Here is an 18,649-nt window from a genome sequence, read left to right on the forward strand (position 1 = left end):
GCTCCTTGGGTGCAGCGACTAATGTCCCTCGACATCAGCCGGGCGCAGGGTGTCGTCCGGACGCATAAGAACAAGAGGAGTAGTCGATGACCACCTGTGCGCAGTCGCTGGTTCGTTTGCTGGAAGGTTATGGCGTGGACACGGTGTTCGGGATTCCCGGCGTGCACACCGTCGAGCTCTATCGCGGCCTGCACGGCAGTCGCCTGCGGCATGTCAGCCCGCGGCACGAACAGGGCGCCGGGTTCATGGCCGACGGCTACGCCCGGGCCAGTGGCAAACCCGGGGTCTGCTTCATCATCACCGGCCCTGGCATGACCAATATCCTCACCGCCATGGGCCAGGCCTACGCCGACTCGGTGCCGATGCTGGTGATCTCCACGGTCAACCGTCGCGAACACCTGCGCCTGGGCCATGGCCATCTGCATGAACTGCCGGACCAGCGGGCGATGGTGGCCGGGGTCTGCGCCTTCAGTCACACCCTGCAGTCGCCTGCGGAACTGCCGGAGCTTCTGGCCCGGGCCTTTGCCGTGTTCAAGTGCGCGCGGCCACGACCGGTGCATATCGAGATTCCCCTGGACGTGCTGGACATGCCCGCTGCTGACCTCAACCTGATGCCCCGTAGCCTGCCCGGTGCTCCGGCCCCGGCCGGAGCCTCGATCGAGGCGGCCGCGACCTTGCTCAACAGCGCCCACCGGCCGTTGATCCTGGCCGGCGGCGGTGCCCGAGGTTGCGCCGAGGCGCTGCGTCAGTTGGCCGAACGCCTGCAAGCGCCGGTAGCGCTGACCACCAACGCCCGGGGTCTGCTGCCCTGCGCCCACCCGCTGTTGCTCGACGGCGTACAGTCTTCGACCCATGGCCGGGCGTTGATCGATGAAGCCGACGTGGTGCTGGCCGTGGGCACTGAGCTGGGGGAAACCGACTACGACTTCTTCGGCCTGGGCCCCCTGCGTTTCAAAGGCTCGTTGATCCGCCTGGACATCGACCCGATGCAAGTCATGGGCGTGCAACGGGCCCATGTCGGCCTGGTGGGCGACGCCCTGGAAGGCTTGCAAGCCTTGCTCGGCAAAGTGACGCAACCCAGCTCTCGCGGTCGTTGGGCGGTGGACAGTGTACAGCGGGTCAACCAGGCCGAACGCACCGGCTGGACGCCCAAGCAACAAGGCTTGCAGGGCTTGCTCGACCTGCTGCGGGACACCCTGGGCAGCCCGATCCTGGTGGGGGATTCGACCCAGCCGGTGTATCAGGGCGCCTGCGGCTACCAGGCCCCGGCCCCGGCCAGCTGGTTCAACGCCGGCAGCGGTTACGGCACCCTGGGCTACGGCCTGCCGGCAGCCATGGGCGCCAAGCTGGCACAGCCCGAGCGTCCGGTGGTGGCGTTGGTGGGGGACGGCGGCTTGCAGTTCGCCAGCAGCGAACTGATCGCCGCCCGGGAAGCGCAGATCGGCGTGATCCTGCTGGTGTGGAACAACCAGTGCTACGGCGAGATCCGCGACTACATGCAGGCCCGGGACATCGCGCCGCTGGGGGTGGACATCCTCACCCCGGACTTCCAGGCCATGGCCCAAAGCTTCCATGTGGCGCACCATCGCGCCGACAGCCCGGCGCAGTTGCAGGAACTGCTGCAGAGTCTCAGGGATATCCAACAGCCGGTGATGATCGAAGTCGACGCCGGCGCCTATCTGGCCCTGGACTGATCCGCAGGACTGTTCTGCGGACGGACTCTCGAGAGATCGGGCTTCAAGGGACAGGCCTTCAAGGGACAAGGTGGGTTACATTGACGTAGCCCGCCAGGACGCACCTTGTCACTTGAGGATTCATGGATGAACTGCATTTTCTGTCAGATCGTCGCCGGCACCCTGCCGGCGGCCGTGGTTTACCGCGATGAACACTGCATGGCCTTCATGGACGTGCATCCCCTGGGGGCGGGTCATGTCCTGCTGATTCCCCAGCCCCACGTGGAAAAGCTCGATCAATTGCCCGGCTTCGTCCGTCAGCATCTGTATCAGGTGTTCGATGGATTGGTGGCCGCGCAGCGGCGTGCCGGCTACGGCGTCGAAGGCACTCACCTGCTGGTCAATGATGGTCGGGCCACCAACCAGCACATCCCCCATGCCCATCTGCACCTGATCCCGCGCAAGCGTGGCGATGCCCTGGGGTTTGCCGGGCGCCTGCTGCTGCACTTCAGCGGGTTGTTTGGGCGTCGAGCCAAACTCGAGGTCCTGCAGCAGCAGGCTGCGAGCATTGCTGAACAGGTTCGGGTGCCCTGGGTCAGCGAAACCCCGATAGGCGGTCGCTGATATGGATCGCCGCCGCGCCCTGGCGCTTGAATACGCGGAGCACCAATACCTGCGGGCCCGGGTCCAGGGCGTGGCGAGTCTGCCGGGAAACCCTTATCAGGCGCAGCTCTATGGTGATCAGGATTGCGGAGCCTTTGTCGTGGGCGGCAATCCCAGTCCGATGATGAACCGGGTGCACGGCGACAGGACGCAACAGCCCCGCAGTCTTGTCGATCTGCTACAGACCTGCGCGGCCTACGCCCCGGCGATCGCCTTGATCACCGAGTCAGCCAAGGTGACGCCCACCTTGGATCTGGAGGGGCAGCGCTTGCAGCGCCTCAAGGGCTGGACCCACGGACAGCTGTTCGCCTCGGTGGACGAGTTGGTGGTGCCGCCTTCGGTGCTGGATATCGAGCTGGTGAGCGCATCGACCCTGGAAGGTTTCTGCGTTCTGCACCGCGAAGGCTTCAATACCCCAGCGGCCGCCCGCCCAGTCAACCAGGCGGCCTTCGGCGGCTTGCTCAAGGATGGGCGTGGGCATCTGTACCTGCTACGGGACCAGGGCGCTGCGGTGGCTGGTGCGGCGCTATTCATTGCCGACAACGGCGTGGCCTACCTGGGCACCGCCTTTACCACCAAGGCCGCCCGGGGCCAGGGGTATCACCGGGCCCTGATCGCCCATCGCCTGCAGCAGGCCGTCGCCCTCGGCGCCCAGAGTGTGGCGGCCACCGCACTGGTGAACTCGCAAAGCCGGCGCAACCTGGAGCACTGCGGCTTGCGCCTGTGCCACCTGCAGACCCTCTATAGGGCCGTGCCTTAGTGCGGGTTCTGTTGCGCCGCTGGCACCGGGTCGAAGCGGATCGAGTGCAGGATCGCATCCAGGGTCGCGAAGTCCTGGAAGAACCCCACGCTGTCAGCCACCACCTGACGCCGACCACTGTCGAGCAACGCCATCAGGCAGGTGCCACCATAGGCGTGAAAGCCGGTTTCCTCATCGCTGATGCCGCAGGTCTGATAGGCCCGCAAGCCTTTCCAGCCGTGGCCTGAGATGTCCTGCACCGGGCTGGGTGCATCCCTTCCGGCGCTGCGCATCCAGACGCCGCTTTCCTGATAGAAAAACAGCTCTTCGGCGGCCTGTTCCAGGCTGCCCTGCCGCAGGCACAGGTGGAGGGTGTATTCCTCGTTCGGGCGTTTTTTCGGGTGGTCCAGGGTGAGGCAGTTTTGCGTCTGGCTGAGCTTCCAACCTTGGGGGTACTGCAGGCTGAATCCCGGTCCGTTGAAGCGTGGCGAATCCTTGGGTAATACCGGTATCCCGTCTTCCTCCCGCAAGGGTTCATACAGGCTGGGATCGCTGCGACAGGCGGACAGCGGGCGGGCCTGGGCCTTGTGCAATTGGTCGAGGCGATGGGTCTGTGGATCAGCACTGGCGCTGACGCAGGCACAGCCGTAGCCGTAGTGGTTGTTGGTGCGTACCCATTGCTGGTCGTTGAAGGTGGGCCAGTCGCCCTCGGCCTGATAGCCGCCTTGGGTGGCTATTTCCCAGACGCCGTCGCGGTCGGTGAGGGTGGCATTGGCCGGGGTCGGATTCTCGAACCAGCCACAACGGCGTTCGACCTTGGCTGGCGCGGCGCTGGCGGGTAAGGCAATCAGTGCCAGGAGTGTGCAGATCAGGGCACGCTGAAGCATGGAGCATCCTTGTTCGAGGGTAGGAGTCGCAGATTGTGCACGGGCATCAGCCTCAGCAGAGACCGAGGGCCTTGTTATTCAGTAGCGCCACTTGCGCACCAGGTCCTCTCCGTAGCGCTGGCTGATCAATGCTTCGGCAGCATCATCGTCGTCATACACCTCCGCCAGGCAGAACAGCATCAGCGCATCCAGGTACTCCTCGGGGGAGTCGAAGAAGCGTGTCAGCGCTATGCCTGTGTCGTGATCGAAGTAGTACACCACGCCGCTGTTGCGTTCAAAACAGAACATATTGCCGTTGCCCAAGTAGTCGCCGAAGGCGATCAGCTGTTGGGCCAGGGACAGGTCCAGATCGGTCCCGGGAATGTCCACGATGCCGGGATAGGCTTTCAGCAGTGGCTGGATGGGGATAGTGCCGGGCTCGACGCTACAGAGGATTTCCGCCAGGGACAGCACCCCCAGTTGCCGATGGTAGTCGCGCAGCGACCGCGGCAACGGGCAGCCCAGGCGTTGCTCCAGCGCCTGCAAGGCGTCCTCGCTGACAGGGGTCAATTCCGGCTCGTTGACGTGGCCTTCCCACAGCGCACCGTAGGCGCCGATGACCGCCAGATACCAGCTCAGCCGTGCAGCCTGATCGGGCAGGTCCGGCCAGGCCAGGGGAGGGCAGCCGGCGGGAGGCCATTGTTCTGGGGGGGGTGTATCGGTCATGGAGCGTCCTTGCGAGGGCGGTGGGAGGAGGGAAGGCTTTATCCATTGTCTGGACACTGAAACCATCCTGGCAAACATGGACTTTCGGAGAAAGTTGAAGGCGCCTGCACGAGTATGTGGATGGGGGCTGACGTCTTTTGCGTTGGTCTGCGTGGCAGTGAGTGATGCCACTGACGATACAGGGCAGTTACTTAGGACTAGAGGCCTGGAGAGGGTTCTCCAAGCCGCTAGTGTGTTTGCGTCAGCTCATTTTCCGTTAATTACGGAGGTCAGCAGATCAGCATATTGAAGGGCTTGTGACTGACGAGAAAAGCCTTGGGAAAACTCTGAGAGTGAATCCTCTTGTCTTGGATAAAAGTCAGGATGGCTAAAGGCGCTGAGGAAACTGTCCTGGTTATCGTCTACAAGACTTGAGGGATGGGCCCTCTTCAATATCGATCCTGCCAGTGTGTCAGCGGAAATATCTGCGAGCACCGGGCGCCCTGAGCCGATGTACTCAAACAGCTTGGTTGTCAAAATTCCTTGTGCGCTCAATGAGCTGCGGACAGAGGTTTCAGCGAACAAAAGATAGTCCGAGTGGATAATCAACTCTAGTGAACGAGTGTAAGCCACCGCAGAGTTGAAGCTGAATGCGGATGCAATTGATGGGTATTGATTTTTAATGGCCTGCTTGACCAGTTCTGCGCGACCATAATATTCGATATTAAACTTCTCATAATTTTCAGGAATGTCTTTTTTTAACTGAACCAGTGCCTTCATAATGTTGTGAGGAACTCTTTCAGGAGAGACTACTCCCATGTAGCGGATAGTTACTTTATCGGCCGAACGTACTACCGGAGTTGATCGAGCCTGACTTAGGACCAGATGATCATAGCCGTTCATGATGACCGACACATTGGTAGTCATAGCTTTATAGTAAGAGGCCATGGGCTCTGAAATGGTAACCACATGATCAGCACTGCGGGCCAACCAACGATCGATACGTAACTCCAGCCATTTGGCAAATGGACCGCCTGGCATACCGTGACATTCGCTGAACTGATCCCTGTAGTCGAGGACGCAAGGCACATTGAATCTTTTTTTACAGAACAGTGCAGCCAGCAACATGGGCCATGGGGGCGATGATCCGACAACGATATCCGCGGCAGCCAAGGCTGCCTTTGCTTGAGGGTCTAACCATGGACTCAAGAATGAAAAAGCAAAAGGTAGTCTTGGGTCCGGAACCTGTCCCAGTATGTTTTGAATATAGTTTTTCAGTTTTCTCCGCCAGGAGGGAGTGCCTACATACATGGGCTCAAAAGCTACATCGGCTTTTTCCGACGTGGAAATTCGCCCCATCTTGTCGAGTTCCAGAACGTTGACCTTGTCGGGAAGGGACTCACTGAAATCCCCATCCGCAGAGGTTTTCTTGGTCGTGATGACTGTGACTGCATGACCTTCTGCAGCCAAGTATTTGGAGATGGCTTCAATTCGTTTCGCACCTGCACTATTAATAGGTGGGAAATAATGCACGATAAAAACTATATTCATCTTCTGGTCGTCAAGTCCTGGATGGGGCGTATGCAGTATTGCGTTACGTTAATGTTTAGTTTCTGAATATCAATATGAGGCTTTGTTGAGTACTCAAACTTTAGAGCTCTATTATAGCTTGCACTCAATAGCTGCACAGACGCATTATTTTGCCATTGGAGAGGGAAAATATCCAGAATCAAGAACCGTTCTATCGCGCAGCAATCGGTCAGTAATGGGGTACATACGTATGCTGACCCAGGCGGCTTATTACCCCTGTTGCCGAGCCGGAGCACCGTAGAATTTTGCACCCGCAGGAACATCGCGGTTTACAAAACTCATGGCGCCGATAATCGCACCGTCACCAATGCTGACACCCATCTGAATGATCGAGTTGGGGCCGATGTAGACTCCGTCGCCTATTTTCGTAGGTTTTCGGCTGGCTTCAACTTGCCCCAAGGATGTACTCCATTCCACGGTGTGGTGGGTGTATATCTGTACACCGCAGCTGACGGACACGTAGCTGCCGATCTCCAACCCGCCGGAGCCGTCCAGCACCACATTGGGGCCAATCCAGGTGTTTTTTCCAACCTTTACATCACCCAGGATCAGCACGTTGTTGTAGCAGGATGTCCCTTCTCCAAATCCGTAGAACCTGGCCGTCTCCCAGCGATCCGAGAGCAGGTCGTTTATCGAGACATGCCTCTTGAACTTGGAGAATATATCGGCGCGTAATTGGTTGATTACTCTTTTTACCTGTTGCAAAAGTGCTTCGTCAGCCTTTGGTGAAGCTCCCGGGTCTTTAGGCGAATCAGTTTTAATCGTCATCACTGTTCTCACTTTTTCAATCTCAAGACTTGGCTGCCATCCCCGGTGGGTTAATCGAGCTTTGGCCGGGTTGCCTCAATCAGCGCAGTTCAAAGTTATGTTGATACCACCGGGTGAAGTTGATCCAGCGCCAGACTTGCCAGGAGAAAGCAGCTTTCCCTGAAATGATTTTCTCGAACTCTTCAAGGATTTGTGGCTGGTTCAGGAATGGCAGTCCAAGATCAATCTTCAGCCAGCCTCGGATCTGCTCGGCCAGTTGTACCAGCCACACCTGTTCGGGGGTAGAGAAGCCGATCTTGTCCCTTCGGTCCAGGATGGCGTCTGGAACTATTCCACGCATCGCTGCCCGGAAGACGGACTTGGTTTCTCCTGATTGCGAGATCAGATAGTTTTCTGGCAAGGAAAGCAGGAAGTCGGCCATGTCGGAGGTGAGGAAAGGCACCCGACTCTCGATGGAAAAACGCATCGAATTCCGATCGCCATGGCGCAACAGTGACTGTAGCCCGCGGTGGGTCAGTGAGAATGCCAGCTCGGAGGCCAGTTTGCGTCCGGGCAGATCGTAGGGTGATTTCTGTTGTGGATAACCGATGTGCACACCGGCGTCACGCAGCATCTGTGTATCTATCCACGAAGGGCTGGCCTGCATGCCGTTTCCACGTCTGAGCAAGTCGTACACGGGGCCTTCGGCGCACTCGGCAACGACCGTCTTGAAGCAGTGCTTCAAACTTCTGTCTGGCCATTTTGACCACTGCCTTGCGAAGTTCAGAGCCTGCCGGTAATGGCCCTGTTCGAGCATGCTCTTGATGCGTTTTCCTGGGTAGCCGTGATAGCCGGCCAGTAACTCATCGGCTCCCTGACCATCGAGCGTTACCGTGATGGCGTTGTCTTTGGCCAGCTTGAAGACCCGGTACTGGGCGTAGATGCTGGTGCTGCCAAAGGGCTCACCTTGAGCGCGAATCATGTCATCCAGGTCATTGGACAGTTCCTGGGGGCTGACCAGTACCTTGTGAGCCTTGGCGTTGACCTTGGCGTTGACCAGGTCGACCCAGGATTCCTCTGATACGGCGCTATCGCGGGCGATATAGCTGAATGTATTGATGGCTGCATCCGGTTCGATCTTGCGCATGGCGCAAACCACTGCCGAAGAGTCCAGTCCACCGGACAATGCCGCTCCCAGGGGAACGTCGCTGCGCAGATGCAGCTTGATGTTATGCAGGAAACGTTCACGCAACTCATCAGCGGCTGCCGAGAAGCTCAGGGTTGACGTCTGTTCTACCTTCGGTCGCCACCACTGTTGCGGTGCACTGAGCTGGCCGTTGGATAGATCAAGGTGCAACAAGTGCCCGGGCATCAGCTGATGCACGCCTTCGAAAAAGGTCGAGGCCTGGGAATCGTAATCGCCATGCACCAGGTAGTCGTAGGCGCGTTGCCAGTTGAGCTGAACCTTGTTCTGCTTCAACGCTTTCAATGCTGGCATTTCTGAGGCGAAAAGGAAGTTGTCGCCTTCACGGGTGTAGTAGAACGGCTTGATCCCGAAGGGATCGCGAATGCAGGAGAGCCTGTTGGCCACTCGGTCAAAAACCGCGAACGCAAACATTCCGCGCAAGCGTGCAAGGGAGTCGGCTCCCCATTGAATCCAGGCCGCTAGCAACACCTCGGTGTCGGAGTCTGAATGGAACACGTGCCCCAGGGCTTGCAACTCAGTACGCAATTCGCGGTAGTTGTAGATTTCGCCATTGAAGACGATGGAAAAAAGCTGGTCCTTGGAGTGCATCGGCTGATGGCCGGCTAAGGACAAGTCAATAATGGATAGGCGCGTGTGACCCAGCACTAGTTTGTTGGAGGCAACCGGCATCTCTTCGTAGCCGAAGTCATTCGGTCCACGATGGCGCAAGGTCTGAATGGCCGCGTCGATACTCTGGGAGTAAGAGTGGGTTTCGCTGACGGAGAAGAAACCGAGTATTCCACACATAAATTAGCTACTTCTTTGCGAAAAAAGTTTAAGGCGGCTGCGGACCATCTGTCCGGCTTTACGCAGCTCGGAAACCTGAACAAGCCCCAAGGCCACAAAAATCACTGCCGTGCTGCTGATGAACATCAGGTTGACCAACCAACGCAAGTAGCTGTCCAGTTCTGAACCCAATCGCAGTGCCAGAAACAGCGCCACGACCGTTGCAGTCATTGAGCCGCAAAGCGGCCACCACTTATGCGGCACGGGATACAGCCTTTGACTGCACAGCATATAGATGACGAACGTCAGCGAACTTCCCAGGAGCATTGCAATGGCGGCGCCGCTGCCTCCCAAACGAGGAATCAAGATCAGTCCCAGGGCAATGTTGGCAATCAGCCCCGCGAGATTGATCCAGATGGTCATGTGGGTTTTCTTGGCGATGCTGATGCCAGGGGCAAAAATGTACATCTGGGCCAGGAGAATTGACGGTACCAGGAAGACAATCAGCTTGGAGGCTGAGTAGTAGTCTGAGGTTGTCATCAGTACCAGGACGTCATGGGCAAACAGCCCAAGTGTCAGGTAAGTCAGTAATGCAAAGCAGCAGAACACCCTGAAAATACGCGCCAACTGCCTGGGAGTATCGGCTTCGCGGTAGTAGGTATAGATCAATGGTGTCAGGGCCCCTTGGAAACCGACCATGACCAGGCTGACGGCACTGGCCAACCGGACAGCGACTCCATACAGCCCGACCTCGCCGATCGACACAAAGTGGTTGATCAGCAAACGGTCGATATAAATGCTGGCAAGGACCGTCACACTGGCAGGGACCAAGGGGATGGAGAACGCCAGCATCTCCTTGAGCCGGGCCCAATCAAAGCGAAAGCGAAAGCTCTGCCGCAGGTGATACAGCCCGTAGACAGTGCCAATGATGACTCCGGCGCTCATGCCCCATAGCAGCCCTTGCAAGCCCATTCCTGCACCGTAGGTGAGGAGTACTGCAGCTCCAGCAGTGACCAGGGAGACAATGATGCTGACGAGTGCATAGTGCTTGCTGCGCAATTCCCAGCGGAACTGGTTCTGGATGAGGTTGAACAGACCGTTGAAGAAAATGTAGACAATGCCGACCTTGAAGGCGCCAGTCAGTCCTTCGCGCCCCATGATCCAGGTGGACAGATCATCGGCATAGGCCAGGGTGATCACGGCGAACAGCGAGTAGCACCCGGCAGTGAACCAGAAGGCGGACGATGCATAGGCGCAACGGCGATCAGGGTCTGTTTCCGCTGAATAGAAGCGCGCTATGCCCTGGGACACCTCCAGGGCAATGGTCAGTGCGATAAGGCCTGAGAAAACCAGCAACAAGTCCAGAGAACCGTAGTCTTCCGGGCTCAGCACTCGGGTGTACAACGGCACCAGAAATAGCGCGAGCCCCTTCGAAAGCAGTGCGGGGATTGCGTAAATGACACTGTCTCGAATAAAGAGCTTGAACATATGTCGGCAAAACCCTAGCGGTTATCCTGGTTTGAAGGAAAGTAAAAGTACTTGATGAACAGGCGTTGAAGTTTGCCTTTTGCGGCAGCCAGGAGTATTGCCTTCTGCTCAGGTAATGGTGGGAATGTATCGTGTTGGTTGTTCCAGATTTTGAAGTAATTTTTGATAAATGCTTCTTCGCTGTACTTTTCCTTCCAGAACCCCCAGCACGCGGCCATGACGCTTTCCAGATAAGCACGATCGGCCAGCAGTTTTTCCAGGCAAGAGGTCAGCAGGTTCGCATCAACAGGAAACTGGATGATGGGAGAGGCCGGCAAGCCAGTAAAAACATCATAGTTTCCTGAAACGATTGCACAGGATGCGGCAGCGCCTTCGATGCCGAATCGACCTGGCCAGGTGGCTGGCTGGTCGACAACTATGTCCGCTGCCAGCAACATGCTGACCACTTGGTGATTGGGGATGTGCTCCAGCAGGTGAAACTCGAACGCGTAGCCCTTTTGTCGGAGCGTTTCCACTGCCTCCAGCACGAGGTCGGTTCGTTTTACTGCCCGGTTCGAGGGGGCGTGAACGAGAACCGGGATCTCTCCCGGACGACGCGGGCCGGTCAGTAGCGACGTCTGGCTGAACGTGAAGTGTCCCAGCATCCCAGTCTGGAAGGTCGCCTGGTTCCTTGAGGAAATCGTCTTGGCAAAGCGCTCGGCCATGAACTGGCGATAGTACTTTCTCAGCATGTCCACCAGGGGGAGTGCGGGATAGGAACCAATCGCTATACCGGGCGTGTACTTTTCAAACAATGCGTCATGCAGGTGGCGGCAACGCACATCATCTCCGCAGTGCTGAACAACCAGGTCAACCCCGGCGAGGCGATAGAGGATGTAGTCGAGGTTCAGCGCGAGTAGGCTGGTGCACCAGATGAACCAGGCCTGATCGGCGCGTAAAAGGATCCAGGGTAAATGTCGGGAACGACAGAGTGGTTCGCTGAACAGGCGGATTTTCAGGGCCAGGGCAGAGGCGCCTTGTGCGTCGGTTTCTCCGTAGAAGACCCCAGCGTGGGAGCGAGCACTGCGCACGGTAATGTGCTGTTTTGCCAATGCGGCAGACAGTTCGCTGATGTTGTTGGCAATCTCGTGTATGCCGACAAAGACATATTCAGGTTTTGCCGGCCGCTTGCTGCAACTGCGCTTGATTCTCATGGCCAGGGCCGGCAGCAGGAATAAGGCAAAGCAAAAAAACGAGAATAAAAAGAAGCATGCAGATTGGGCTATTTTGAAGATGATTTTCATTTTACGTCCTGTGCATTGCTTCTTTCATGCTGACTCTGCAGCCATAGCAGCGCTGGGTCAGTGCTGCTATGGCCGGATCTTGATCGTGATGTTTCACACGGCGGCTTTATATATGACGGGTCAAGGCTGGTACAACAAGATCATGCAAAGCAGCCTTGCATATACTCTTCCATATTCAACAGGGACCAGATCAACAGCCTTCTGTTCTGTTTTCCTGAAAGATGTTCCTCGACAAGCGAAGTCAGTGCGGACTGGTCAAAAACGTCATAGATATGTGCGTTTTTATTCAGCAGTTTCCTTCTGACAAACTCCATGCTCTCGCCTTTGAACCAGCTGGAGTCCGGCGCGGAGAAGCCTTGTTTCTCAGCCCGGGCGATATCGTCCGGAATGTATCGTTTCATGACATCGCGGAAGATCTGCTTGCCGTCTCGAGCTTTTTCAAAGTACTTGCTGACTTTATCGCCCTGATCGTTCTCGTTGACTCTTATCACATCGGCCAGATTGTTCAGCTTCAAATGAACCGGGCAGCGCATGGCGAAATCAACCAGATCGTTATCCAGGAATGGCACACGGCTTTCCAGGCCATGGGCCATGCTGAGTTTGTCTTCGACTACCAGCAAACCATGAAGGAAGGTCTTGGCTTCGAAGTACAGCGAGTGGTTGATATAGTCTTCCGGGGTGTACAGATTGTCTGCGTGGTGTTTGAAGACATCACGGAAGATGTCCCGGGTCCACACATGCTTTACATCTTTCCAGATCGGCGCAAAGACCTGCTTGATCTCATTGTTGGGAATCAGCCGCTGCCAGAATGCGTAGTACTTATCGATGTAGTGTTCGAAGTCATCGTTGACCACGGCACGGTAGTAGCGCCATGGATAGCCGCCAAACAACTCGTCCCCGCCGGCTCCGGACATGACTACCTTGACGAATTTCGATGCCAATTGGGCGGCGTAGTAGTTCGGGTAGCTCTGGCCCACTCTGGGTTCTTCCAGGTGCCAGGCCAGTTTGGGCAGGGCTCTTTCCATGTCTCCGGCTTTCAGGACCATTTGGTAATGTTCGGTCTTGAAGTGGTAGGACATGTATTCGGCTTTACTGCGCTCATCGAACCCCATTTCGATACCCGAGGCGGAGTTGAGATCGAAACCACAGGTAAAGGTTTTCATGTAGGGATAGGACTTGGCCGCGATCGCAGTGATCGAGCCGGAATCCATTCCGCCACTCAGATAACTGCCCAATTCAACGTCAGTCACCAGCTGCCGGTTGACGGCCTGCTGGAACAAACGGTCCAGCTCTTCACGGTACTCTTCGTCGCTGGCTTTGACCTTGGGTTCCTGGAAGTTGTAATCCCAGTACTGGGTGAATTGCAGGGCCGGCGTGCGCCGCTTCATGTCCAGCACGGCATAGTGGCCGGCGGGCAGCAGCTTCACATCGTTGAGCAATGTCTTGTCGGTAAAGATGTTCTGGAAGGTGAAGTATTCCAGCAGGGCTTCCTTGTCCAGGCTGCGCTGAAACTGGGGCATCGCCAGGATGGCTTTCTGTTCAGAGCCGAAGGCTAGGGTCTGCCCTTGATGTGCGTAATACAGCGGCTTGATGCCATAGCGATCCCGGGCCAGCAACAGCGTTTGTTCCTGGCGATCCCACAGGGCCAGGCCGAACATGCCGTTGAAGCGCTCCAGTGCTTGTGCCCCCCAGGCGATCAAGGCATTGAGAACCACTTCAGTGTCAGTGCGTGAACGGAACTGGTAGCCCAGGGTTTCCAGTTCGGTGCGCAGCTCACGGAAGTTGTAGACCTCGCCGTTGTAGACCAGTACATGGCGCTGGGAGAGGGAGGCGGCCGGCTGGTGGCCGGCAGGAGACAAGTCGATGATTGCCAGGCGCCGATGGCCCAGGCCCACATTGCCTTCAATCCAATGCCCTTCGCCATCGGGACCGCGATGGGCAATGGCATCCGTCATGCGCTGCAGAACTGCAGGCGATACCGGGTTGTTATCGAGATGGATGAGGCCGGTAATGCCGCACATGCGTTTTGATGCTCCTTTGGATCGGGGGGAGTGCAGTAGGAAATGCGCAGGTCTGCGCAGTTCCGTTGCCTGAAAAAGGTCATCCCGCTCGAGTGAGCGGGATGCAGGTGCTGTTACTCAGCGCAGTTGGCGAATGGCCTCGACTACGTAGGCGTAGTCTTCTTCGCTCATCCTGTTGTGCAGCGGAATCGCCATGGTGTGGTCGTTGCAGTCGCGGGCGCCCGGGAAGTCTTCGGGTTTGAGGCCGAAACGTTCACGGTAGTAAGCCAGCATGTGCACGGCGTGGGTGCCAGGACGGGTGGAGATGCCCTTGGCCTGGAGAATTTCCATCATGTCGTTACGCGGCATCGGGGCTTTTTGCGGGTCGATGTAGGTAACGAATGCCTGCCAGCCGTGGCGGCTGCCTTCCGGAGTGGTAGGGAGTCGCAGCCAGTCGATATCGGCCAGTTGTTCGCAGTAGTACTGGGCCCAGCGCGCACGTTCGTCGATAAAGCCGTCCAGCTTGCCCAGCTGTACCAGGCCGATTGCACCTTGCAGGTCGGTCATCCGGTAGTTGAAGCCCAGCAGGTTGAACTCCGGCAGCAGATAGGGGCGTGGGCCCAGATGGCGCTGTTCTTCGGAGAGCGAGGCACCGTGGCTGCGCAACTGGCTCATGCGTTCAGCCAGCTCCGGGTTGCTGGTGGTTACCATGCCGCCTTCGCCGGTAGTCACCGACTTGCGCGGGTGGAAGGAAAATGCCGCGGCATCGCCCAGGCTGCCGGCAGGGCGGCCTTTCCAGTCAGCGCCTGCGGCACAGGCGGCGTCTTCGATAATGGCGACCTGCGCCGGCAGCGCCGCTCGCAGAGCATCGATATCCAGGCAACGGCCGAACAGGTGCACGGCAATGACGGCCCGAGTCTTGTCGGTGACCTTGGCGGCGACCTGGCTGATATCCAGGTTGTAGGTCAGGGGGTCGATGTCGACGAATACCGGAGTGGCGCCGCAGTACAGCACCACGTTGGCGGTGGCGATCCAGGTAAAGGTCGGAACGATGACTTCGTCGCCCGGACCGATATCCAGGCCGGCGAGCGCCAGGTGCAGACCCGTGGTGCAAGAGGTCACTGCCAGTGCGTGAGGAACCTGATGGCGCTTGGCAAAGGCTTCTTCAAAGGCTGCCACTTTGGGGCCTTGGGTCAACCAGCCGGTCATCAGCGGCTCACGTGCTGCCTGCCATTCTTCTTCGCCGGTGCTGGGTAACGAGATAGCAATGTTGCGCTTTTCCATTGTGTTTACTCCGCCCCGTGCGTGGTGCGCCAATCGATAAGTTTCTGCAGGCCTTCACGCAGCTCGTACTGGTAGGTGAACCCCAGTTCTTCAGCCGCTTTTTTCGGGCAGCCGATACGGTTCTGTACCATGCGACGGGCATCGTCAGCGCTGTAGGGACGATACTGGACGACCAGGTCGGACTCTTTCATGTCGAGAATGGTGTCGCACAGTTCCTTGATGCTGGTCTGTACGCCAGTACCAACGTTGTAGAACTGGTCGGTGACGTCCGCTTCCAACGCCTTGACGTTGCAGCGAGCAACGTCTTCGACATAGATGAAGTCGTAAGCCTGGCTGCCGTCGCCGTTGATCACCGGGCCTTCGTTGGCATCGATCTTGTTCAGCATGATCGGAATCACGCCGGTGTAGGCGGCTGTCTGATCCTGGTGCGGGCCGTAGACGTTCATGTAGCGCAGGCCGACATAGCTCAGGCCGTAGCGGTCGTGGAACGCGTGGCACATGGCTTCACCGGCAATCTTGGTGGAACCGTAGAAGTTGCGGTTGTTGAACGGATGGTCTTCGGTCATCGGTACTTCCACTGCGTCGCCATAGACCGAGGCGGACGAGGAGTAGACCAGACGCTTGATGTTGTTCTTCACGCAGGCTTCAAGAACGTTGAAGGTGCCTTCGACGTTGACGTGGAAGGCCGTGCGTGGGAAGTCCTTGCAGTGCAGCAGCCACATGGCGGCCAGGTGGATGACGCCGTCCATGCCTTGCATGGCGTCGTTCAGCAGGTCGATCTCGCGAACGTCACCGCCATTGGCGTACAGGCGGCAGCGGGGATCCTTGAGCTGCTCGGAGATGTTGCTGAGCTTGCCCCGGGCAAAGTTGTCATAAACCACAACTTCGGCCACGCCGGCCTTGAGCAGTTCCGAAATCACAAAGCTGCCGATGAATCCGGCGCCGCCGATGACCAGAACTTTTGAACCTTCAATTTTCATGCGTGTACTCCAATCAAATTTTGCTAGCGGTGACCAGCGCTTCGACAATGTGCGACTGATCTGATGCAGTCAGGTAAGGATGCATCGGCAGACTCATGACTCGTGTTGCCACAACGTCACCCACAGGAAGCTGTGCGTGCTCGTCTTTGACCGCCGGTTGGAGATTTAGCGGAATCGGATAGTGAACAGCCGTCGGCACTCCGCATTGCTTGAGGTGCTGTTGCACGGCATCGCGGTTGTCCACCTGTACGGTGAACTGTGCCCAGGCGCTGATATTGTGGGATTCAATATAGGGCGCGACGATTCCTGCTTGCGTCAAAAGTCGTGCGTAATTCTGCGCGACTTGCTGGCGTAATTGAATCTCTTCTTCGAGGATCTCCAGCTTGGGCAGCAGAATGGCGGCTTGCAGAGTGTCCAGGCGGCTGTTTACGCCGATGCGGATGTGATGGTAGCGACGGTCCTGGCCGTGTCGGGCGACCTGGCGAATGATTGTCGCCAGCTCTTCGTCGTTGGTGAAGATCGCACCACCATCGCCATAGCAACCCAGGGGTTTGCTGGGGAAGAAACTGGCGCAGGCAATGGTGCTCAGGTTGCAGGAGGCCTTGCTCTTGTAGCTGGCTCCGAAGCTCTGTGCAGCATCCTCTATAACTGGAAGAGAGTGCTTGCCGGCGATGGCGTTGATGGCGTCGAAGTCGGCGCACTGCCCGTACAGGGAGACCGGAATAATGGCTTTGGTGCGTGAAGTGATCGCCGCTTCCAGCAGGGCCGGGTCCAGGTTGTAGGTTTGCGGGTCGATGTCCACATAGACCGGCTTGGCACCCAGCAGGGCGACTGTTTCCGCCGTTGCTATGTAGGTGAAGCCAGGAGTGATGACTTCATCGCCTGGACCTACGCCCAGGGCCATGAGCGCGATCTGCAGGGCATCGGTGCCGTTGGCGCAGGTGATGCAGTACTTTGCCCCTGCATAGGCGGCCAGGCGCTCTTCCAGTTCAGCCACTTCAGGGCCGAGGATGTACTGGCCGTGGGACAGAACGCGAGCGATTCCCGCGTCAATCTTGTCCTTGAGGCGGGCTTGCTGGGTCTTCAGGTCGATGAATTCGATCATTTACTGTGCGTCCATTTTGCTCAGGTTGTTGCCACGCAACACATAGCGGGCGCCGGTATGTGGGCAGAGGCATTCGGCTTCCCCCTTGACCGGCAGTTCCAGGCGTTCACCAAACTCGCTCATCCAGCCCAGCTGTCGTGCGGGCACCCCAACCATCAGTGCGTAGGCCGGTACATCCTTGTTGATGACAGCACCTGCGCCGACGAAGGCGTATTCGCCGATGGTGACCCCGCAGACAATGGTGCAGTTTGCGCCCAGCGTGGCACCCTTTTTCACCAGGGTGTCGCGGTATTGGTCCTTGCGCTCGATCAATGAGCGTGGGTTGTAGACGTTGGTGAAGACCATGCTTGGACCACAGAACACACCCTCTTCCAGGGTCACGTTGTCATATACCGAGACATTGTTCTGGATCTTGCAATGATCACCGATGACCACTTTGTTGCCGACGAAGACGTTCTGGCCAAGGGAGACCCCTTTGCCGATCTGTGCGCCTGGGCATACATGCACGAAATGCCAGACCCGTGAACCTTCGCCGATCTGTGCACCATCATCGACGATGGCGCTAGGGTGCTGGTAATGGCTCATGACTGTCAGACCAGGCGGGACAGGAAGGGATGGCCTTCGTTGTCCTGAGCTCTGACAGGGTTCATGGTCCGGATGGTCTCGACGGTTTCCACGCAGTGCCGGGTATCCTCGATACCGTAGCCCTTGCCGTCGAGCACTGCTTGGTAGCTGACGGTATGGAGATCGGTGAAACCTTCGGAAAACTCGATTTCCGCGCCGTCGACAGTAATCGAGCGGTAGGTAGGTTTCTTGCCTTTGACCGATTCAGGCAGGTCGTTGGCATCAATGGAAAGGAACCAGCGTACCCGGGCATTCTCGTACTCCAGATAGCCGCAGGCCTTGTCGGCATTGCTGAAGTGCACAACGTTGCGCTGCAGCTTGCCGAAAATGAAGTGCAGCATGTCGTAGAAGTGCACGCCGATATTGGTCGCGACACCAAAGGACTTTCGAGGGTCGCCTTTCCAGCTTTCCATGTACCAGCGGCCACGGCTGGTGATGTACGTCAGTTCCACCTCGTGCTTATGGGCGCTGGGTTGCGACTGCACACGGTTCTTCAGGTCGATGATCGCCTGATGGTGACGCAGTTGCAGGATGTTCCAAAGGCGCTTGCCGGTTTCGCGTTCAGTCAGGCTCAGGTCGTCCAGCAGTGCTGCGCTGGGTACCAGCGGCTTCTCGCAGATCACGTCACACCCCAGGCGCAGGCCGGCAGTGATATGAGCGTGATGGAGGTAGTTGGGCGAGCAGATCGAAACGATATCCAGGGCGGTTGCCGGATCCCGCTTGAGACGCCAGGCGTGATCGTAGAAGCGCTCGAACTCGGTGAAGAATTCGCTTTGAGGCGAAAGGCTGTCGATGATGCCGACGGAGTCGTTGATGTCGTAGGCACAAACCAGCTCGTTGCCGGTGTCCTTGATGGCACGCATGTGGCGCGGGGCGATGTAGCCGGCGGCGCCGATCAGGGCAAAGCGTTTCATGGAGTTCCTCGGGGAA

16 protein-coding genes are annotated in these 18,649 nt (G+C 57.7%); 3 read left to right on the top strand and 13 right to left on the bottom strand.

The genetic code is table 11. The annotated features are described in order from the left end of the window. The first annotated feature begins 86 nt into the window (after nt 1–86). The 3 genes from FW796_RS06030 (at nt 87) to FW796_RS06040 (ending at nt 3,096) form a co-directional block, all read left to right on the top strand. Nucleotides 87–1,694: a 5-guanidino-2-oxopentanoate decarboxylase gene (locus tag FW796_RS06030; protein WP_346633897.1), complete on the top strand. Its 1,608-nt coding sequence runs from the start codon at nt 87–89 to the stop codon at nt 1,692–1,694. A 126-nt stretch (nt 1,695–1,820) separates the two neighbouring features. Next, nucleotides 1,821–2,297: an HIT family protein gene (locus FW796_RS06035; RefSeq protein WP_346633898.1), complete on the top strand. Its 477-nt coding sequence runs from the start codon at nt 1,821–1,823 to the stop codon at nt 2,295–2,297. Between the two features lies 1 nt (nt 2,298). Then, entirely contained in the window at nt 2,299–3,096 is a 798-nt protein-coding gene (locus tag FW796_RS06040; RefSeq protein WP_346633899.1) for a GNAT family N-acetyltransferase, read from the top strand. Here the strand turns inward: FW796_RS06040 and FW796_RS06045 are convergent. The 13 genes from FW796_RS06045 to FW796_RS06105 all read right to left on the bottom strand — a co-directional run bounded on the left by FW796_RS06045 (nt 3,093) and on the right by FW796_RS06105 (nt 18,633). Further along, nucleotides 3,093–3,962, bottom strand: a complete 870-nt coding sequence (locus FW796_RS06045; RefSeq protein ID WP_346633900.1) for a DUF4087 domain-containing protein — start codon at nt 3,960–3,962, stop codon at nt 3,093–3,095. The genes FW796_RS06040 and FW796_RS06045 overlap by 4 nt on opposite strands. A gap of 78 nt (nt 3,963–4,040) precedes the next feature. Continuing rightward, complete coding sequence (locus tag FW796_RS06050) at nt 4,041–4,667, bottom strand: SMI1/KNR4 family protein (protein WP_446439143.1); 627 nt, start codon at nt 4,665–4,667, stop codon at nt 4,041–4,043. Between the two features lie 246 nt (nt 4,668–4,913). Further along, nucleotides 4,914–6,197: a glycosyltransferase gene (locus FW796_RS06055; RefSeq protein ID WP_346633902.1), complete on the bottom strand. Its 1,284-nt coding sequence runs from the start codon at nt 6,195–6,197 to the stop codon at nt 4,914–4,916. 249 nt (nt 6,198–6,446) lie between these two features. Then, on the bottom strand, nt 6,447–7,004 hold the full coding sequence (locus FW796_RS06060; protein ID WP_346633903.1) for an acyltransferase: 558 nt from the start codon (nt 7,002–7,004) through the stop codon (nt 6,447–6,449). A gap of 79 nt (nt 7,005–7,083) precedes the next feature. Further along, entirely contained in the window at nt 7,084–8,976 is a 1,893-nt protein-coding gene (gene asnB, locus FW796_RS06065) for an asparagine synthase (glutamine-hydrolyzing) (protein WP_404937608.1), read from the bottom strand. A 3-nt stretch (nt 8,977–8,979) separates the two neighbouring features. Beyond that, the gene (locus tag FW796_RS06070; RefSeq protein WP_346633905.1) at nt 8,980–10,443 is read right to left on the bottom strand and encodes an oligosaccharide flippase family protein; all 1,464 of its coding nucleotides are present in this window, start codon (nt 10,441–10,443) and stop codon (nt 8,980–8,982) included. A gap of 14 nt (nt 10,444–10,457) precedes the next feature. Then, nucleotides 10,458–11,726 carry a hypothetical protein gene (locus FW796_RS06075; RefSeq protein ID WP_404937607.1) on the bottom strand — a complete coding sequence of 423 codons (1,269 nt, stop codon included), beginning with the start codon at nt 11,724–11,726 and terminating at the stop codon, nt 10,458–10,460. Nucleotides 11,727–11,866: 140 nt separating this feature from the next. Continuing rightward, a complete protein-coding gene (gene asnB / locus FW796_RS06080; RefSeq protein ID WP_346633907.1) occupies nt 11,867–13,747 on the bottom strand; it encodes an asparagine synthase (glutamine-hydrolyzing) in 1,881 nt (626 codons plus the stop codon). Nucleotides 13,748–13,864: 117 nt separating this feature from the next. Then, on the bottom strand, nt 13,865–15,010 hold the full coding sequence (locus FW796_RS06085) for a DegT/DnrJ/EryC1/StrS family aminotransferase (protein WP_346633908.1): 1,146 nt from the start codon (nt 15,008–15,010) through the stop codon (nt 13,865–13,867). A 5-nt stretch (nt 15,011–15,015) separates the two neighbouring features. Beyond that, nucleotides 15,016–15,990 (bottom strand): NAD-dependent epimerase/dehydratase family protein, encoded by a 975-nt coding sequence (locus FW796_RS06090; RefSeq protein ID WP_346633909.1) that lies wholly within the window; start codon nt 15,988–15,990, stop codon nt 15,016–15,018. Between the two features lie 13 nt (nt 15,991–16,003). Further along, a complete protein-coding gene (locus FW796_RS06095; protein ID WP_346633910.1) occupies nt 16,004–17,095 on the bottom strand; it encodes a DegT/DnrJ/EryC1/StrS family aminotransferase in 1,092 nt (363 codons plus the stop codon). Then, complete coding sequence (gene wbpD / locus FW796_RS06100; RefSeq protein ID WP_346633911.1) at nt 17,096–17,680, bottom strand: UDP-2-acetamido-3-amino-2,3-dideoxy-D-glucuronate N-acetyltransferase; 585 nt, start codon at nt 17,678–17,680, stop codon at nt 17,096–17,098. Between the two features lie 5 nt (nt 17,681–17,685). Continuing rightward, nucleotides 17,686–18,633 (bottom strand): Gfo/Idh/MocA family protein, encoded by a 948-nt coding sequence (locus tag FW796_RS06105; protein WP_346633912.1) that lies wholly within the window; start codon nt 18,631–18,633, stop codon nt 17,686–17,688. Nucleotides 18,634–18,649: the final 16 nt, after the last annotated feature.

It is taken from the genome of Pseudomonas sp. 910_21 (assembly GCF_052850735.1).

Bases quoted from the DNA above. Each gene is read 5' to 3' on its own strand.
- FW796_RS06030 (WP_346633897.1), top strand. From the start codon at position 87: ATGACCACCTGTGCGCAGTCGCTGGTTCGTTTGCTGGAAGGTTATGGC.
- FW796_RS06035 (WP_346633898.1), top strand. From the start codon at position 1,821: ATGAACTGCATTTTCTGTCAGATCGTCGCCGGCACCCTGCCGGCGGCC.
- FW796_RS06040 (WP_346633899.1), top strand. From the start codon at position 2,299: ATGGATCGCCGCCGCGCCCTGGCGCTTGAATACGCGGAGCACCAATAC.
- FW796_RS06045 (WP_346633900.1), bottom strand. From the start codon at position 3,962: ATGCTTCAGCGTGCCCTGATCTGCACACTCCTGGCACTGATTGCCTTA.
- FW796_RS06050 (WP_446439143.1), bottom strand. From the start codon at position 4,667: ATGACCGATACACCCCCCCCAGAACAATGGCCTCCCGCCGGCTGCCCT.
- FW796_RS06055 (WP_346633902.1), bottom strand. From the start codon at position 6,197: ATGAATATAGTTTTTATCGTGCATTATTTCCCACCTATTAATAGTGCA.
- FW796_RS06060 (WP_346633903.1), bottom strand. From the start codon at position 7,004: ATGACGATTAAAACTGATTCGCCTAAAGACCCGGGAGCTTCACCAAAG.
- asnB (WP_404937608.1), bottom strand. From the start codon at position 8,976: ATGTGTGGAATACTCGGTTTCTTCTCCGTCAGCGAAACCCACTCTTAC.
- FW796_RS06070 (WP_346633905.1), bottom strand. From the start codon at position 10,443: ATGTTCAAGCTCTTTATTCGAGACAGTGTCATTTACGCAATCCCCGCA.
- FW796_RS06075 (WP_404937607.1), bottom strand. From the start codon at position 11,726: ATGAAAATCATCTTCAAAATAGCCCAATCTGCATGCTTCTTTTTATTC.
- asnB (WP_346633907.1), bottom strand. From the start codon at position 13,747: ATGTGCGGCATTACCGGCCTCATCCATCTCGATAACAACCCGGTATCG.
- FW796_RS06085 (WP_346633908.1), bottom strand. From the start codon at position 15,010: ATGGAAAAGCGCAACATTGCTATCTCGTTACCCAGCACCGGCGAAGAA.
- FW796_RS06090 (WP_346633909.1), bottom strand. From the start codon at position 15,990: ATGAAAATTGAAGGTTCAAAAGTTCTGGTCATCGGCGGCGCCGGATTC.
- FW796_RS06095 (WP_346633910.1), bottom strand. From the start codon at position 17,095: ATGATCGAATTCATCGACCTGAAGACCCAGCAAGCCCGCCTCAAGGAC.
- wbpD (WP_346633911.1), bottom strand. From the start codon at position 17,680: ATGAGCCATTACCAGCACCCTAGCGCCATCGTCGATGATGGTGCACAG.
- FW796_RS06105 (WP_346633912.1), bottom strand. From the start codon at position 18,633: ATGAAACGCTTTGCCCTGATCGGCGCCGCCGGCTACATCGCCCCGCGC.